Origin of the sequence: Rossellomorea vietnamensis (genome assembly GCF_008180615.1) — a bacterium.
GTDB classification, from domain to species: Bacteria; Bacillota; Bacilli; order Bacillales; family Bacillaceae_B; genus Rossellomorea; species Rossellomorea vietnamensis_D.
Genome location: NZ_VTEH01000003.1, coordinates 129115 through 146289, shown reverse-complemented (window position 1 = coordinate 146289; position 17175 = coordinate 129115). Strand labels below are relative to the sequence as shown.

The 17175-nt window shown below is 41.5% G+C and carries 14 protein-coding genes and 1 riboswitch; of the genes, 1 reads left to right on the top strand and 13 read right to left on the bottom strand.

Annotation, left to right across the window (positions count from 1 at the left end):
• Window positions 1-406 precede the first annotated feature (406 nt).
• From FZC79_RS06020 to FZC79_RS06005, 4 genes are read right to left on the bottom strand one after another with little or no spacing between them, the layout of a single operon-like run.
• Window positions 407-1084 (bottom strand): LysM peptidoglycan-binding domain-containing protein, encoded by a 678-nt coding sequence (locus FZC79_RS06020; protein ID WP_148945922.1) that lies wholly within the window; start codon window positions 1082-1084, stop codon window positions 407-409.
• Entirely contained in the window at window positions 1081-1680 is a 600-nt protein-coding gene (locus FZC79_RS06015) for a CPBP family intramembrane glutamic endopeptidase (protein WP_148945921.1), read from the bottom strand. Before FZC79_RS06015 ends, FZC79_RS06020 begins: the two co-directional genes overlap by 4 nt.
• The gene (locus tag FZC79_RS06010; protein ID WP_148945920.1) at window positions 1670-3163 is read right to left on the bottom strand and encodes a RecQ family ATP-dependent DNA helicase; all 1494 of its coding nucleotides are present in this window, start codon (window positions 3161-3163) and stop codon (window positions 1670-1672) included. The genes FZC79_RS06015 and FZC79_RS06010 overlap by 11 nt, the downstream gene beginning before the upstream one ends.
• Window positions 3160-4215 carry a helix-turn-helix domain-containing protein gene (locus FZC79_RS06005; RefSeq protein WP_148945919.1) on the bottom strand — a complete coding sequence of 352 codons (1056 nt, stop codon included), beginning with the start codon at window positions 4213-4215 and terminating at the stop codon, window positions 3160-3162. Before FZC79_RS06005 ends, FZC79_RS06010 begins: the two co-directional genes overlap by 4 nt.
• 238 nt (window positions 4216-4453) lie before the next feature.
• Between FZC79_RS06005 and FZC79_RS06000 the strand changes: the two genes are divergently transcribed.
• On the top strand, window positions 4454-4702 hold the full coding sequence (locus FZC79_RS06000; protein WP_148938653.1) for a ferredoxin: 249 nt from the start codon (window positions 4454-4456) through the stop codon (window positions 4700-4702).
• Between the two features lie 680 nt (window positions 4703-5382).
• Here FZC79_RS06000 and FZC79_RS05990 read toward each other — a convergent pair.
• The 9 genes from FZC79_RS05990 to resA form a co-directional block, all read right to left on the bottom strand.
• The gene (locus tag FZC79_RS05990; RefSeq protein ID WP_148938654.1) at window positions 5383-5949 is read right to left on the bottom strand and encodes an ECF transporter S component; all 567 of its coding nucleotides are present in this window, start codon (window positions 5947-5949) and stop codon (window positions 5383-5385) included.
• 144 nt (window positions 5950-6093) lie between these two features.
• Window positions 6094-6229: riboswitch (FMN riboswitch) on the bottom strand.
• Between the two features lie 515 nt (window positions 6230-6744).
• On the bottom strand, window positions 6745-7662 hold the full coding sequence (locus FZC79_RS05985; RefSeq protein WP_148945917.1) for a peptidoglycan DD-metalloendopeptidase family protein: 918 nt from the start codon (window positions 7660-7662) through the stop codon (window positions 6745-6747).
• 1192 nt (window positions 7663-8854) lie between these two features.
• On the bottom strand, window positions 8855-10051 hold the full coding sequence (locus FZC79_RS05975) for a hypothetical protein (protein ID WP_148945916.1): 1197 nt from the start codon (window positions 10049-10051) through the stop codon (window positions 8855-8857).
• The gene (sigX, locus tag FZC79_RS05970) at window positions 10017-10574 is read right to left on the bottom strand and encodes an RNA polymerase sigma factor SigX (RefSeq protein ID WP_148945915.1); all 558 of its coding nucleotides are present in this window, start codon (window positions 10572-10574) and stop codon (window positions 10017-10019) included. Before sigX ends, FZC79_RS05975 begins: the two co-directional genes overlap by 35 nt.
• 339 nt (window positions 10575-10913) lie before the next feature.
• Complete coding sequence (locus tag FZC79_RS05965) at window positions 10914-12689, bottom strand: ATP-binding protein (protein ID WP_148945914.1); 1776 nt, start codon at window positions 12687-12689, stop codon at window positions 10914-10916.
• Window positions 12686-13402: a response regulator transcription factor gene (locus tag FZC79_RS05960; protein WP_148945913.1), complete on the bottom strand. Its 717-nt coding sequence runs from the start codon at window positions 13400-13402 to the stop codon at window positions 12686-12688. The genes FZC79_RS05965 and FZC79_RS05960 overlap by 4 nt, the downstream gene beginning before the upstream one ends.
• 163 nt (window positions 13403-13565) lie before the next feature.
• Window positions 13566-14741 carry a c-type cytochrome biogenesis protein CcsB gene (ccsB, locus tag FZC79_RS05955; RefSeq protein ID WP_148946132.1) on the bottom strand — a complete coding sequence of 392 codons (1176 nt, stop codon included), beginning with the start codon at window positions 14739-14741 and terminating at the stop codon, window positions 13566-13568.
• Between the two features lie 77 nt (window positions 14742-14818).
• The gene (gene resB / locus FZC79_RS05950) at window positions 14819-16453 is read right to left on the bottom strand and encodes a cytochrome c biogenesis protein ResB (protein WP_148945912.1); all 1635 of its coding nucleotides are present in this window, start codon (window positions 16451-16453) and stop codon (window positions 14819-14821) included.
• 59 nt (window positions 16454-16512) lie between these two features.
• Entirely contained in the window at window positions 16513-17046 is a 534-nt protein-coding gene (resA, locus tag FZC79_RS05945; RefSeq protein ID WP_148945911.1) for a thiol-disulfide oxidoreductase ResA, read from the bottom strand.
• Between the last annotated feature and the right edge of the window lie 129 nt (window positions 17047-17175).

The window sequence follows — 17175 nt, the reverse complement described above, 5'->3', positions numbered from 1 at the left end:
AGTTTGTTAGTGTATTTGTAACAGAATGTAAATATTTCATTAAGGTGTCTGTAATACGCCTAAGCTCATGGTGTCTTCGTGAAACTTAGCAGGAGCATTTGGGGCGATTGTATAAATCAGTCAAGATTTGTTGAAACAACATGCACAAGAAGAATGGACTCTGGGTACATATCTTCGACCTTACTGCCTCACTCGTGCTCCCACTTGCCCCGTTTGGGTACATGTCTGCAGGCTTACCTCTCCACTGAAGTACCCACCTGCCTTGTTTGGGTACATGCCTTTAGGTGCCCTGGATGTGGATATTACAGGATAAGCCATTCACAGAGCATAATTTTATAATTTCTTCACAACAAAATAGCCTCATAAAGGAGTACCCTTAATGAGGCTTTGATAACTTTTTCACGCATCAATCCACAGGAAGAGGAATCTTTAGTACTTGTCCTGCCTCCAGATCATGGTGATCAATATTATTCCATTCTTTGATTTTGTCGATTCCTTCTTGAGACTTATAATAATTCATCGCTATTCGGAATAAAGTCTCCTCAGGTTTTACAGTGTGCTCTATAATCTGTACATTTGCTCCGTATTCATCTTCTTGAACCGTTTCTTCCTGATCAGTTAACTGCAGAAGATTTTCATTAGACACCTCTTCTACTTGTGTTTCCTCTTCTACTTCTTTTGCTTGCACGGGCTCTTCAGCTTCATCGGCTGCTGAGGCTGATTCAGAGTCACCAGTTTCCTTTTTTTCTTCTGCAGCCACTCCGCTTTCTACTTTTTCTTTCACTTCTTTTGTTTCATAAGTAACTTCTTCCGGCTGTCCTTGTTCTGTAACCACACTTCTGTTCTCATTTCCACTCACGTCTAAGGATGAATAAAGACCATACATTAAAACTGGTAACAGGACAAAAAATGCCAGCATTCCTTTTATAAGAGGGTACTTGATTTTCTTCCTTTTCTCCTGATGTATATCACTTCTTTTTGGGAGTGATTTCTTCTGTTTAACTTCCTGCTCCGGCACGCGTTCCACTCTTTCAATTTTTTGTCGGAGTTTTTCGGCTTGAGCACGATAAGGATCTCTTCTCATAAAACATCCCTTCTTTTTTCTTGATTTTCTGCTTGAAACTTAATGGCCAGTCCTAATAAAAAGTCGATGATAAAATGCATCACCATAGTGACAGCAAGATTGGCTGTCCATTCATAAACCATTCCAATCCAGGCACTGAGGAGGACAATATTAATAATAAGGAACCAATTCCCCCAATACCTGATGTGTACGAGGGCAAAAATGAGGGTTGCTGCAAAGAAACCAAAATGATATTGAATGATCCCCCTGAATAATAATTCTTCACATACTGAGATAACGGCTGCCAGAAGCATGATATGAATAATGCTCCTATTGCGGAAGATCCTGTCATTAATCCCCCCGTCATCGTAATACTTTGCCGGCAGCAGCTTCATCAGAAGAAGATCAATGATGACAATAGCGATTCCGCTGCTCACTCCAAATAGCAAGATTTGACGATTCCAGGCAAATTGATTAGTAAAATCTGAAATATCGTCATTTAAAAATATACCCATAATAATAGCCAAAGTTAATAGGATTATTTGAGTGGCATAGAGATGAAAGGTTAACTCACGGTCTGTAATCTGCATGACAAGTTCTTTTTGATTATTTTTCATAAACGCTGTTTAGCAGCATATTACGCAGCTGCTCTTCCCATGTAAAAGAATTTTCTGCAGGGGTATCAGGAAAAAGATTACCTTTAAATTCCCTGTAATCCAAGCCGCAGGAATCACAGCACTTTTCTTGAAGCTCTCTCGGTTCCTCTCCGAACATTTCCAGAATCCCTTTTCTTCTGCATCCGTCTTCCATAGCCCATCCTGCCATCAAACCAATCTTCATACGCTTGTTCTCCATCCGCACGTCTCTAATCCTCTTCACAAATGAAGCAGCATTGCCAGCATCGGGAACTGAATCCCTGGTTCTATTTATATATACCTGGTTATAAAAGCTTAAAAACCTAAAATGGATTTCATTCAATCCAAGCAGGTCCATTAATTCCTGGTCTGCCTTGATTCCAGCCTGTTTAAAATACTCCTCAATCTGAAAATCTGATGGCATTTCATTGTCTATCATTTGATATAATAGTCCTTCGTCTCCTGGAGAATAGAGAAGCATTGCAATACTACTTTCTCCATCCCTTCCTGCCCTTCCAACCTCCTGCAAATAAGCTTCAGCACTGGCTGGAAGGTGAAAGTGAATGACAAACCGGATATCGGGTTTGTTGATGCCCATGCCAAATGCGCTTGTAGCACAAATAATATCAAGCTGGCCATGAAGGAATTGCTGCTGAATGAGGATCCTCTGCTCCTGTTCCATTCCACCATGATAAAAAGAGGTTTTATGAAGACCGTTTTGTTTAAGCCAAACAGCTGTCTCCTCGGCCATCTTTTTGCTGGAAAAATAAATGATTCCAGGATTTTGAAAGGCAGAGACATATTCCAGAAGACGTTCCATCTTATCGTGATAGGAAGAAACGTTGGTGATGGACAGACTGATATTTGGCCGGTCTGCTGAATAGACAATTTCCTGACTGTCCTTCATTCGCAGGATGTCTTTAATATCTTCCCGCACTTCCGCATTTCCGGTTGCCGTCAAGGCGAGTGTCACCGGAGAACCAAGCAGTTTCCTTACTTCTCCCAAGCGTTGGTAATCCGGACGGAAATCATGGCCCCACTGGGAAATGCAATGAGCTTCATCAACGACAAATAGAGAAACCGTTATCCTTTTTAATTTTTCTATCACTTTCTCTCCCATCAACATTTCAGGAGAAATAAAGATGAAACGGAACTTTCCAAGGTTATTCAATAAGTAATTCTTTTCCCGGAAATCAAGAAAAGAATTCAGCGCGGCAGCCTTCTTCTCTCCCATAACCTTCATATGCTCCACCTGGTCCTGCATCAGTGATAAAAGAGGGGAAATCACCAGCACCGTCCCTCCAGTAATATACGCAGGAAGCTGATAACACAATGATTTACCAGTGCCTGTTGGAAGCATTGCAATCGTATCTTTCCCCTTTAACACCGACTGTATCACTTCTTCCTGTCCCTGTCTGAAGTCCTTATAACCAAACCATTTATTCAGTTCATTACGCAAATTCATATTTGATCACCATACCTGGCAAGAGTCAATCTGATTTGAAAATAGGAAAGCTGCGGCAAAGCATCCTTTATCGGTTTCAGCTTCCGCATCTTCACTTTTCTGGCTATGTGAAGAATATGCTCTATATCAGCTTCGGGGACGAAACGTTCAATAGAGAAAACTTTATCATTAAGTGCAATTTCTACTACATGATCCTCGATAGTGCTCTCCTTCAACCTTCTCAATTCAGAAATCCGCTTTATATCCATGCCTCGTTTTAAAAGCTTATACGTTTCTTCACTGGATTGAGTCAGCGTAATTTCAGGCACCAAATCTTTAATAAGGGCATAAAGTACAGGATACTTTGTTTTTTCTGAGGTTACTTCGCCGGCTGTATAATGCAGCACATTCAAAAAACGGTACCAGTATTCATCCTCCCCCATACCCAATCGATCAGCTGCCTGCCCTCTTGTAAGACCTATAAATTCCCCGCCAGTAAGCCGGCAGATCAGAATATCAGGATCATCCGGAAAAGATTCCTGTCTGGCTAAAGACACTATATCTGTAAATAACAAATTGTTTAATTGCTTCAACGGAACGGGCGGTTCATTAAGAAATGATTTTATCCATGTTTGAACATCACGCTCTCTCTGAACAGGATAGTACCGCTGACTGGCTCTTATGTAATGAGACAGCACCTGAACTAAAAGGGACAGCCTTTTCCAAAGAACTTCCACAGTTGACCCATACAGCCAGCCGTTTAACCACTCAGGAAAGGGCTTCTCCTTAAAAAAAATGGTTAATTGCTGGTCTCCTTCTTCTGTAAGGATGTATTTTTCAGCCTCACTCTCAGCAATCAGCTTCTTCTTATAAAGACCCCTGACCACTTTTGTAAAGCTGTCCCGGTCAATCGGGGGATAAGAATAAAACAAAGAAGTCAAAGAGTATAAATGAGCATCCTGTATAGTTTGGGAAGACCTTTTCCCTTTAAGCAAGTGGAATATGGAGAAAATGGTTCTCTCCCCTTTGATTTCCTTAAGGCAATACAATACGACAGCCTCGATATAGGTCATATGCTAACTCCTTTAAACACTTGTTCTTATTTAAATTATTGTATCACGAAACCGACATTTTGCGACTTATTCCTACTTAACTTTACAGTAGCCAAGATAGAAATTATCACCGATGGGTACCTTAACTATTGAAAGTTTTCTGAATCACCATTAGAATAATAATATGAATATTAATACACTTATTGGAACAAGTGTATGATACTTAACAATATCGACCATTTTTCAGGAGGTTTTTTCATTGCCAAAGTATACGATTGTTGATAAAGATACATGCATTGCATGTGGGGCTTGCGGCGCTGCTGCTCCAGACATCTATGATTACGATGATGAAGGTATTGCATTTGTGGTTCTGGATGATAACGAAGGTACAGTTGAAGTACCTGATGTACTCGAAGATGATATGATCGATGCTTTCGAAGGCTGCCCGACGGATTCCATCAAGGTTGCAGATGAGCCGTTCAACGGAGACGCTTTGAAATTTGAATAAATATCATGTGAAACGGCTGGAACTCTCAGCCGTTTTTTTGTGTCTAAATACTTTAAATTCTTTTCTTAACAAATTAATATTAGTGTCCAGGGAGTGTTCCATTGGTTGAATTTCAGCCCATATCACTATGTCCACAACCTCATTCATGGCTGAAGGTGTTTTTTAACAGACTGTTTTTTGAGTACCCAGCTCCTTTATTTACCTTAAGAACATTTTCACAACAGGGGTGAACCAAGCCGTTTGTGCTTTATAAATGGCTGTTTTCGCATACATTGTTGCTTTCGGAAAAATCCCATGAGCCGGAGTTTCCCCTAAATACTATGGGTTTTCGCTCAGATCTGGAAGAGCAGCTCTTTTCTTTAAAAGTCCAGCGGTAAAAAAAAAGAGGAATTTTTCCCCTTAATCTCAGCTTTAAGCACAATTAGTTGGTGAATAAAGGGATATTTTCCCCTTATATTCAACTCGTTACATTCGTTGTATATCCCCTTCCTTAAATGAGAGCCAAAAAATCCTTCCTCTGCTGAACGGGCATTTTCGCTTAAAAGGTCACCGCCATTCTCACAAAGTCGGGCGGCTTGAACGGAAATCCATATTACAAACTTCATTTAATGAAACAGGTAAGCCCTTCCCTGCCTAAATAACAAAATAAAAAAGCGGCTGACAGAGTCAGCCGCTTTCCATTACGCACGTTTAAAGGCAAATTGTTTGTTCAGCCATACCTGCATCCTGGTGAATAACAGGACAAAGACGATGGCGATCAAGATACCTTTCAGTATATTAAAAGGAAGGATTCCGGTTACAATAATGGTTGTCGGCAGTTCAAAGTTCATGAAATACTTATACGCCGGCAAAATGATAAAGTAATTTAATACGCTCATTAAGATAGACATAATCATTGTTCCTGCAACAAGCCCCGTTACCATTCCTCTTTTTGATTGAATACGGTTATAAATATAGTACACCGGTAAGATAAATGAAATGCCCGCCATGAAATTGGCAAAGTGGCCAATCGGAACTCCTGTGTCGCTTCCTGTCATGACATAATCCAGCACATTCTTCATCAATTCTACCAGTATCCCTGCAAGCGGCCCCAAAGTGATTGCTGCGATCAATGCAGGTACATCACTGAAATCGACCATCAAAAAACTAGGGAATGGCGGAATTGGAAAGTTCAGCAGCATTAACACATACGATACCGCGCTCAACATTCCAATCAGGATAAATCCTCTGGTGTTCAATTTCTTCATACTTTCTCTCTCCCTTGTGACTCATCTCACGTTAGAAGAAAAGTATTGCCAGAGCAACCTAAAAAAACTCAAGAGATTCTCTTGAGAAGTCAAAGGCATGCCCAAATAGACGTTCAAAACATCCGTTTTTGAACGCGGCTCCACCTTCATCTCCTCCCATCCAGACTGTACTGTCGGCTTTGGAATCACACCAAATCCTGCCCAAAAAACAGGCTCGCGGGCTCAGAATTAAACATTCATTACCGCCGGTCGGGAATTTCACCCTGCCCCGAAGACGAATCTATATTTTTTTGTTACACCATCATTATACAAAAGAATGGCTGTTGTGTGAAGAGATTGATTCGAATTCGAGACATTAATTTTCGGAAGAGCCGGTGAAGCCTTAAATATATCCTCCCGCAGTTAAGGCATCACTGTGCTTACACCGCTTCATAAAACTACAGTTTCTTGCTGCAGTGATTGAGCTCTTTGGCACAGAACATACTTAGCTCATATGCTTCGGCAAGCCTGTGCACAGCCTTGCAAGTGTTGTATACTAACCAGATTACGAAGCTATTTTCTTTCTTGAAAGGCTGTTTTCTTACACATTGTGGCTTTCCGTAAAATCCCAAGTGCCGGATTTTATCCCTGGAACCCGACTTTTCTCTAACCAGGAAGGTCAGCTCTTTTCTTTCTTGCTTATCAAGTTATTTCCGCTCAATTAAGTCTGCGGGCTTTTGACTGCATACGGTGGTAAATCTAGAAATTTATTTGAAACAGCAACAAAATTTACGAAAAGAGCCTATTCCAAAAACCTTAATCTTTGTTCACAATTAGTTCTTGTGCAGGGATAATCGGATCATCTTTCTGCACTTCATTCCAAACAAGTAAATCGTCAACAGAAACATTATATAGTCTGGCTATCCCAAATAAGGTCTCTCCAGACTTCACCAGGTGCACCGACTTTTTTCCGGAAGGAATGATAAGCTGCTGCCCGGAAATTATGGTAGAATCACCAAGACCATTTTGTTTCATTAGCTGGGAGGTGCTCACCCCGTAAACTTGAGATATTCCCCAAAGTGTTTCTCCCTTTGCTACTCTATGTAACACATTTCCATCAGAACCCTCTTGCCCTATCGCAGCTGATAAGGGCTGCAGAGCCTCTAGTTTAGTAACCTTCAGAGCAACTTCACGGATTTGATACGGATCATGTTCTTTGGCGAATACCGTTTGTCCTGTTTCACCCTCCCCAAAAACCAGGTAAGGGTCAATTGCATGGTCTTTGTGTTCAGTCCACTCACCATTATGGACCTCAAAATGCAGATGGGTGCCCGTTGATCTGCCTGTATTGCCCATTTCCCCTATCTTTTCGCCCTTCCCCACAGCCTGTCCCTCTGACACTGCTCTTTCATGCAGATGGCCGTATACTGTTTCATAACCATTGGGATGTTTTACAAAGACTACATGGCCGTAACTTGAAGAATAATAAGATTTACTAACAACTCCTTCATCCACCGAATAGACAGGAGAACCATGCTCTCCGCCTATATCCATCCCTTTGTGGTTTCCTCCTCTGGTTCCATAATGATCGGTAATATACCCATCAGCCGGAAAAACCCACGTAGAAATTCCTGATTCTTCCGCGTGGGCTGCTGAACCGCTCCAGAATAACAAACTAACACACAGGGCAAGCAAACTGACAATCAGAATTCTTCTTATATAATCGACAACCATTAATATCCTCCTTTAATTTCGGGTACGCTCTAAAACTATGACAGCTTGTACCACGATAGAACAACAAAAGCGGAAGCGCCCTGTATAGCCCCGACAGGCAAGTGTTCTCAAGAGAAAAAAAGGCGGTTTTTCCTTTTATTCTCTTGAGTTTATTTGACCCCGAGGGGCTAGGCGCTGCAGCTGGACGGAACAAAAGCGGAAGCGCCCTGCTCAGCCCTGACAGGCAAATGTATCATTTCTCCTTAACCACAGGGACATAAAGGGCTTTATTCATGACAAAGTCCACCCTAATAGCATATGCTCCTATCACCTTAATTATGTATTTTCCTGGCAACATAGGTTTATATTTGCTATAAATAATTTTTCAGCTACAAGTCATATGGACCGAGTTGGGAGGAGAGAGTTTTTGATTTCTTGAAATTCATACCGCGACAGTAAAAAAAGAACAATAAAAAATTCCATAAAGTAAATTTACGTATTTACTTTACAGGTGCAAACGGGGTGCAGCACTTTCTGCACTATTTACTGACGGACATTTCTAATATGATTTAAGAAATCTATAATTGCGACTTTTTTACTAACTAAGATAGTAAATCATAGCGAATGAATTCATGATGAGAGAGTACGTGATTCAAATAGAGAATTAACATTGAAGTAGTATTGACCGGTTAGATTGCAGCATTGAACTTTGGTCGGGATATTTTTTGCGGAGTTACTCTGATTAAGCAGAGTAAAATAACCATTTTAACGTTTATTGAGTCAGCAGCCCGAATCCTTTCGAATATCCCCGGATACTAAGTGTTTTATCTCTTATCAGGGAAAAGTGGCTGATTTCTTTTCATCATTACCATATTTTTCACTTCTTAATATTGATATTTCTTCGGAATTAGTATCAAGGAGCAAGAAAGTTTACGAAAAGAGCCTTAATAAAAGAAGTATCTCCTCTTACCACCACCTCTGCTTTAGTGACTAAAAGACAATCTAAAAAGGCTTAAAGGACTGCGCCTTTAAGCCTTTTTGACCCGGAACATGATTGTGAGGTTCACTCCGATCCGCTGTGAGACCAGGGTTCTATTTTGCCTTAATACACCTCAAAAAATTACTTCCTTTTAACTCCGTCCATTCTCCTGCTTTATTATCACTCTGATAGAAGCGGCAGCAGATTGTTCTCTCTTTATCTGCACTACCTGTTTTAATTCACTATTTTTTTATTTGGACTGACAGGGACGGATATCGGCTCTGAAAAGTCAAATCCATTCCGTCCAGTACCTTCAATATTTTTGAACAACACTTCTTCATAGCCAAACTCCTTGGCTGTCAGCAATAGTGCCTCGGCAAAAAGAGGATCAATTTCTTCATTCAGTTTAAGCGTTTCTCCAAATGAGATGGTCAAGAGGTTATTTTCTGCAGATGCCTCTAGATTTAGCTGCTCAGGAATGAGCGGTTCGTACAGACTATTGGGCGACATCTTCATCCTCTCCAGCGCATCACTAATGTTTTTATGATCTTCTTCTCCTGGAACAAGGTATGTGTCTCCATTTGAGAGTGAATATTTATAGTACCCTTTATTCGAGGAGCCCGCTTTTGGGATTTCAGAGATTTTACCCATATGCGAAAACAAAGGAACTGTACCATCTTCTTTTTGAAGGGTCACCTTTTCATAGTCAGAGCCTTCCAAAGTAATAGCAATGGAGTCATAGAAAATGTCCTCACCTCCGCTGCCGGGATTCGTCATCTCTTCTTCCGTTAAAGTATAGATCAATTCACTGTTATCCTCATTCAAATCTAATTTACCTGTCAGAGGATAGTACTCATCAAATCCCCAGCTTTGTTCAGGGATCTCCTCAGAAACATTAACAAACCTTTCCAGCCACCCGGCAGAGTCTCTTTTTTCTGAAAGGACACTTACCGGAACAACGGATGCATCAGGTGTCACCAAGCCGAAGGTGAATAAATCATAATGCAGCAAATCATCTTGGTAAACATTGCTTCTTTCTGAAGTTTCAGCTTTCCCCATTAATGACTGCTGCCTGCTTTCGGCATTATTGGAGCTTTCGTCCAGTGCAGCATTTTCTTCAGTCTCTTGCAGCGAGGCCATCTCCTTTTGGGCAGAACCCGCTTCGCCAGAATCCTCTGCTGCCATATCCGCGGCTGAATTTTCATATTGAGTCTGATTGCTGGAGTTGAAGAGAGATGGAGTAATCAGGAAAAGAATCAATAAAGCTGCAATTCCGGCAATTGCTGGATAACCCCAGGTATTTGGCCTTTTCTTATTGTTGGACCTCTCCACTGCAGCATAAATTTCCTTCCGGTTTCTGCTGTCTTTCATCGAAGGCATTTCTCTAAGGAGATTTTCAATTTCTGTTTCGTCCAAATTGTTTTTCTTCATTGCTGGCACCCTCCTCTCGTTTTTGCTGCTCCATCAGCCTTTTCAAAGTTTTGATGGCACGATGCTGGGTCGTTTTTACTTTGCTTTCTGTCCAATCTAGTACATCCGCCGTTTCTGAGATGGATAAATCCTGGATATATCTCATTGTAATCACCATTCTTTGATCCGTGGTACACTCTCTGATGCAGCTATATAAATCTCTGACCTCTTCTTTTTGCATTGCCACTTCTTCTGGAATATCCTTATCGTCTTTAATGGGCTGACTCCAATCGAATTTCTCGAGTATCTTTCCTTTCCAGCCCTTTTGTTTACGAAAGTGGTCTATCGCTACATTTTTTGCTATAGAAAAAAGCCAGGTCTTTTCTGAACTTTTCCCCTCAAAGTTATTATGTGATTTCAAGACACGAATATAGACTTCCTGGACCAGATCTTCGGCAAGCTGCCGGCTTCTGACCGTATAAATTAAAAACTGGAAAACATCCTGATGATATTTTGAATATAGCTCTTCAAAAACGGAGTCCATTTCTTCCCCTCCCCGTTCAATGGATTAGACGGATTTTTTATATGAAAGTTACATCCTCAACTATATTATTAATTTTTTGAAAAAGGAAGGTGATTTTACAAACTAACAAAAAAATATATGGTATTGCAGGTGAAACACATATGAGAATACCATTTCTTAACCTAAAGAAAAAAGCCTTTCAATGCAGCGGCTATTCTGCTTAAGACAAATTCCGCCCAACACAAAACGCCCAGATTTCTCTGGGCGCTGCCTGCAATGTTTCCCGTGTAACAAGATTAATCGTCACCAATCCCCATTATGGGACGGCCGCTCCTTTATTCCACAATAAAAATTTGGCGATTATTGAGGAAGGAAGAAGGAGAAAGTCGTACCCTGGTCCAGTTTGCTGTGCACACTGATTTGGCCGTTATGGGCATCGATGATATTTCTTGCGATGGCCAATCCGAGTCCTGTCCCCGATTTACCTCGCGTCCTTGCTTTATCTGCCTTGTAGAAACGTTCGAATACAAAAGGCAGATCCTCTTCAGGAATTCCAGATCCCGAATCACTGACCTCAACAAGCACGCCGCTTTTTGTGGGTTTATAATTCACATGGACATGGCCGGTATCAGGGGTATGCCTCAGTGCATTATCAACCAGATTCGTCAAGACCTGTTCAATGCGATCAGGATCTATATAAATCAACTGTTCTTGGTCATTGGATTTTTCACCTATAAAGCTTAATTCAATATTCTTTTCTTTGGCGATCCCCTGGAATTTATTTGTCACCCGTTCGAGAAATCCTGATATATCTGTTTTTTCATAATTCAGCGTGATATGTCCAGCTTCCATCCGGGCAAGATCTAGCAGATCATTCACAAGCCTGCCCATCCTGAGTGATTCCTCATAGATGATTTTAGCGATTTCCTTTTTCTCTTCTTCAGAAGCTGCAATATCATCAATGATGGCTTCACTGTATCCCTGGAGCATCGCAATCGGTGTTCGGAGTTCGTGCGAAACATTCGCAATGAAATCTTTACGTAATTTATCCAAGCGCCTTTCTTCTGTCATATCCCTTACGACCGCTACGGCGCCCCTGACATACTCTTCATTATAAAGCGGGCTGACAATCACCACGTAGGACCGTCCCTGAAGACTTACTTCTCCTGTTTGTTCGTTCTCAAGAAGGATGACTTTCTCGAGAAGTTCTTTCAGATTCGGCGGAATCGCTTCCTGCTCATTTCCTTCCTGCTCATAGTACCATTGCTGCAGGAACCGTTCAGCAGGCGGGTTTGTTATAAGGATGGTACCGTCTCGGTTAAATGTAATAACCCCGTCAGCCATACTGCTCAAAATACTGGACAGCTGTTCTTTCTCCTGGCTGAGCGCATGCATATTGTAATTCAGCTGTTTTCCCATCTGATTGAAGGCAGTAGCCAGCTCTCCAATTTCATCATGTGTAAGGATCGGAACCTTCGTGTCGAATCTTCCTCTGGCCACCTCAAAAGCAGCTTCACGCATTTTTCTTAGTGGTGCTGTAATCCTCGTAGACAAGAAGAAGGCAAATATGGTCGTTAATATAATCGCGATTCCTGCTGCCAACAGAATCAGCCTGGTTGTCTGCCTAGTCGTTTCTTTGATTTCTTCGAGAGATTGAAAGATCAAAACGGCTCCTGTATTGCCATTCCCAAGCTGTACAGGCGCTCCAACTGCCACAATATTTTCATAGAGGTTAGAAACCGACTCTCCATTCAAATGAATTTCTTTGACAAAGGATTCCTGCTGTTCAAATACTGCAGCGACTTCTTTCTGCTGAAGGATTTCCTGATGAAGCTCCAGGTGCTCAGCCGTAATATCTTCTGCATAGTACAACTGGTTCCGATCTTCTGCAACGATCAAATTATGAGGGTCATCCACGATTTCTTTTGAGATCTGCAAACCCATGCTGAGGTCTTGATGACTTTCCAGCACAGAAGCAATTTTTTCTGCTGTGTCAGATAAGTCATTCTCTACCTGTTCCAGATGGTAATTTTGAAAAAACTCAAGCTGCAGGATGGTTAGGATGAATAGAACAAATGCAACCAACAGCAGGATGGTGATCCAGAGTTTTCCTACAACACTCCGCCAAAGTCTCATTCATTATTAACCTCAAATTTATAGCCTACTCCCCAGACCGTCACAATCATCTTCGCGGCCTGCTCTGACACTTTATTTAGTTTTTCACGAAGCCTTTTAACATGTGTATCCACTGTTCTTAAATCACCAAAGAAGTCATAGTGCCATACTTCTTTCAGAAGGTGTTCACGGTCAAATACTTTATCGGGTGCTTTTGATAAGAAATACAGAAGTTCATATTCCTTCGGAGTCAAGTTGACATCCTTACCATCCGCCGTAACTCTATGAGCATCATTGTCAATGGTCAGATGCGGGTAGACAATCATATCCTTTGCCTTGGTATCAGTATGTATATAACTTGTTTGGGAAGATCTTCTTAAAAGAGCCTTCACTCTTAAAACCACTTCCCGAGGAGAAAACGGTTTCACGATATAGTCATCGGTCCCTACTTCAAAGCCCTGCACACGATTAGCTTCTTCTCCCTTTGCCGTCAGCATGATGACCGGTGTGGATTTTTTCTGACGCAGCTCCTTGCATACTTCAATGCCATCCATACCCGGCATCATCAGGTCGAGCAGAATGCAGTCATATTCATTATTCAAGGCCAGTTCCAAGGCACCTTCGCCATCTTCAGCTTCTTCTATTACATAGTTTTCTCTTTCCAGGTACATTCTTAACAGCTTTCTGATCCGTGCCTCATCATCTACGATTAGTACTTTTACTTCCTGATCCATCTTTATATCCCCCTCTAAACTAGTTAATCTCTACACTATACTTCCTATTTTAATAGAAAAAAGCCTCCACTAAAAGCGGAGGAGGTATTATTTCAGCATCTTTTCAAGAAATCTCCGGAAAACAGCCCGAATTTCCTGAAATAGATACCTATAAACGTGTCAATTAAGCGTAGGAGTGAAGTCCAGCGATGATCAAGTTAACAGCCACGAGGTTGAACATGATGATGATAAAGCCTATGACTGCCAGCCAAGCTGACTTTTCTCCATGCCATCCTCTAGAGAGACGGAAATGAAGGAAGGCGGCATAGAACAAAAATGTAATAAGAGCCCATACTTCTTTTGGATCCCAGCCCCAGAATCGGCTCCAGGCAATTTGGGCCCAGATCATGGCAAAAATCAAACCTCCCAAAGTGAAGACAGGGAAACCAATTAACACTGAGCGATACCCGATTTCATCCATAAGGTCCAAGTTGACATTCTTAATATATTTTTGAATCCATAAGCTGATTTTCTTTCTGGCCGCCAAACGAAGAACCCAGTAAATGACTGTTCCAGTAATAAATGACCATAGCACAGTATTTAACTTTAACGCGTTTATGAGCGCAGGCATGTCAGCAGCGGGTTCAAAACGGTCTTCAGTCAGAAGTTCACCTTCATGGGGAGCAACAAGTGCAGGCATTTTGAATTCTTCAACCGCTTCCTGTCCCGCTTGGTTGATATACTGAAATTCAGCGCTGTATCCCATAAGGCTGAACGCAGTTGTCGAGACAATAAATCCGACTACTACCACCAGGCCATACATAACACTTTCAAGCCAGAATGACTGCTTCTTATCCTCTGCATGATTTACTTTTTTCAAAAGATATATCAAACCGGCAACAAAGCTGATGGCCAATATCGCTTCACCGGCAGCTACTGTGGTAACGTGAATTTTCAGCCAGTCACTTTGCAAAGCAGGGATAAGCGGGCTGACCTCTCTTGGAAACATGCTCGCATAAGCAATGATTAAGAGAGCAATCGGCAGTGCAAATAATCCCAGTACGGTCGATTGATATAAAAAGTAAAGAATGATGAAAGCTCCGACCAGCATCATCCCGAAAAACGTGGTGAATTCAAACAAGTTGCTGACTGGTGCATGGCCAGAAGCAAACCAGCGGGTGAAAAAGTACCCAAGCTGGGCAGCAAAACCGACCAAAGTCAATCCCATACCAATCTTACCCCAGCGGTTTACTCCTTTTTCTTTATTGTGTTTATCGCGGATGGAACCGCCAAAAAAGAGCGTGGCAATAAGGTAAAGAATAAACGATATATATAACAGATTACTACTCCATTGTGCCAAATCCATATCAGGAAATCCTCCTTTTACAAGCAGCGGCTGATAGTTCACCTGCAGCCGCTATAGTTTTCCAAATTAATTCATGTTCTTTTTTTTCCATCGATCTCCTGCTGATCTTCTGGTTCCTCAATACCTGTTCCATCAAGAACAAAAGTGATCTCTTTTTTCAATCCATGCCAGTTTTTATTGGTATGACCGGCAACTATCAACCCTTTATCAGATTTGCGGACCCATATCCTTCTATGATTCCAGTAGGCGCCTTGAACTACTCCTATCATAAAAATGGCTCCGCCTATTCCAATCACCCAAAGTGTCAGGTCCTTTCTGACGGTCAAAGCTGAAACATCCCTTGTATCCAGACCAGCAAAATTCATTTTGTAAGTGTTATCGCCTAACGGCTCAAGGTTTTGCTGGATACCGACAAAGCTGATTTCTCCATCTGGCTTTTCAGGTGAAAACATTTTAAAGAGAAAAGCAGGATTGTTCGGCAGCGGTGACTTGGTTTGAGGTTCACCCTTCTCATCAAACCCATCAAAATCAGGGTAGTATCCCATTAATTCTACCTTTCTGCCATCTTCGAGCTCATACATTTCCTGAGGATCGAAAAGATCTACTGTGAATTTCCCAAACTCTTCTTCAGTCGTTTTATTAGATAGTGTAAAAGACATGGCTTTAAACTCATCTAATTGGTAGCTTGTCTGATAAACCGCATAAGATCCAAACTTAAGAGGCTGGTTAACCTGGATGGCTTTTTCTTTCTCCTCTAGCATTTCAGCCTTTTCTCCAGGAACATTGGATTCTTCTGCACGATAAAGGACAGCGTCTGTCTGATAATTCTTAGCCACTTCACCAGCATTCGCCAGCGCTTCGCCAAAAACCTCTTTATCTTTGTCTTTATCATACATCTCTAATGTAAAGTTTTTGTTTTCCAGGTAATACTCCTTCTTGGTTCCAGGAATCGCCTTGGTTTCTCCTTCTCTAATCCACAGCACTTCATCAACGTACATGCCTGGAACAAATCTGAGCATGGCACCGATAAGGAAGATGATTAATCCTAAATGGTTTACGTAAGGGCCCCATCTGGAAAAACGTCCTTTTTCTGCCAGCAGGCTTCCATTTTCCTCTCGGACATTGTATCTCTTTTCTTCCATCCTCTTCTTGACTTCCTGAATAGCTTGCTCAGCCTTTGGGAATTCTGTTTCACTGTATAATCTCTGCCTTTTCAGGAACCCTTCGTGCCTTGATACTTTCTGTTTTTTCAAAGCTCTATATAGCGGTATCACCCTGTCAAGGCTTGCTATAACAAGCGAAATTCCGATAGAGGCTATCATTAACAAGAACCACCAGGAGCTATATAGATTATGAAAGCCAAGAGTATAGTAGAGTTCACCAAACCAGCCATACACTTCACCGTAATATTGTGAAGCAGGCATCGTGTTCGGAATATACATCTCCTGGGGCAGAGCTGTTCCCAATGCAGAAGCAATCAATGTAATCAAGATTAGCCAGATTCCTACTTTTACAGATGAAAAGAAGTTCCAAATTTTATCAATGATTGATTTTTTATACGTTTGTGAACGTCGTGCACTGCCTTCATATCTCATATCATGAAGCTTGTCTTTTTTTGCATCCTCCGTCAATGCCCTCCCGCAGGATTCACAAAGGATCGTTCCACGGGGATTAACATGACCGCATTCACATTTGATTTCCTTCATGCTAAAACTCCTTAATCTACAGGCCGGCAGCTATACTGCTTAGATGAACCGGCCTCCTGTTAATTAGGTTTGATGCTTTCCATATGCTGCTCTATGTCCGTTTCAGTCATTTCCCCTGTAATAATTCTCTGAATTATTCCATTCTCGTCCACTAGAAGTGTTGTAGGCAATGGCTTTATTCCATATGCGTTTTGAACATCTATCTCGGAATCTACTACAACAGGAAATGTAAGGTCGTGTTCTTCAATGAACTTATTGACTTGAAAATCTGACTCCCCGACATTTACAGCCAGTATTTGTACACCTTCATCTTTGAAAGCCTGATATTGATTTTCCATATACGGCATTTCTTTTTCACAAGGCTTGCACCAGGTTCCCCAGAAGTTCAGGAAGACCCCCTGCCCCTTATAATCGGATAGCTGGTGAGTATTGCCCTCCATATCCTGAAGCACAAAATCCGGTGCCTGGTCTCCTGCTTTCAGGACTCCCCGTTCTTCCTTAGTGAAGTTAGCATATAAGGTATAAATGACTGCTGCAGCGAGCACAACCAATATGATTGTCCGGATAAGCAAGCGGCGCTTTTTTTTATCCATCTCTTTACTGCCTCCTTGCATTTTACAGTTTTTGCTGCAAACGAAAGGGGACAATGCGATTGTCCCTTTTGTCTGTGTTTATTATATTCTCATCTATTATAGCATTGTTGTTTTTTCCTTCAGGAGCTT

Excerpts from the sequence above, each read along its gene's own strand:
- FZC79_RS06020 (WP_148945922.1), bottom strand. The coding sequence starts at position 1,084 with ATGAGAAGAGATCCTTATCGTGCTCAAGCCGAAAAACTCCGACAAAAA.
- FZC79_RS06015 (WP_148945921.1), bottom strand. The coding sequence starts at position 1,680 with ATGAAAAATAATCAAAAAGAACTTGTCATGCAGATTACAGACCGTGAG.
- FZC79_RS06010 (WP_148945920.1), bottom strand. The coding sequence starts at position 3,163 with ATGAATTTGCGTAATGAACTGAATAAATGGTTTGGTTATAAGGACTTC.
- FZC79_RS06005 (WP_148945919.1), bottom strand. The coding sequence starts at position 4,215 with ATGACCTATATCGAGGCTGTCGTATTGTATTGCCTTAAGGAAATCAAA.
- FZC79_RS05990 (WP_148938654.1), bottom strand. The coding sequence starts at position 5,949 with ATGAAGAAATTGAACACCAGAGGATTTATCCTGATTGGAATGTTGAGC.
- FZC79_RS05985 (WP_148945917.1), bottom strand. The coding sequence starts at position 7,662 with ATGGTTGTCGATTATATAAGAAGAATTCTGATTGTCAGTTTGCTTGCC.
- FZC79_RS05975 (WP_148945916.1), bottom strand. The coding sequence starts at position 10,051 with ATGAAGAAAAACAATTTGGACGAAACAGAAATTGAAAATCTCCTTAGA.
- sigX (WP_148945915.1), bottom strand. The coding sequence starts at position 10,574 with ATGGACTCCGTTTTTGAAGAGCTATATTCAAAATATCATCAGGATGTT.
- FZC79_RS05965 (WP_148945914.1), bottom strand. The coding sequence starts at position 12,689 with ATGAGACTTTGGCGGAGTGTTGTAGGAAAACTCTGGATCACCATCCTG.
- FZC79_RS05960 (WP_148945913.1), bottom strand. The coding sequence starts at position 13,402 with ATGGATCAGGAAGTAAAAGTACTAATCGTAGATGATGAGGCACGGATC.
- resB (WP_148945912.1), bottom strand. The coding sequence starts at position 16,453 with ATGAAGGAAATCAAATGTGAATGCGGTCATGTTAATCCCCGTGGAACG.
- resA (WP_148945911.1), bottom strand. The coding sequence starts at position 17,046 with ATGGATAAAAAAAAGCGCCGCTTGCTTATCCGGACAATCATATTGGTT.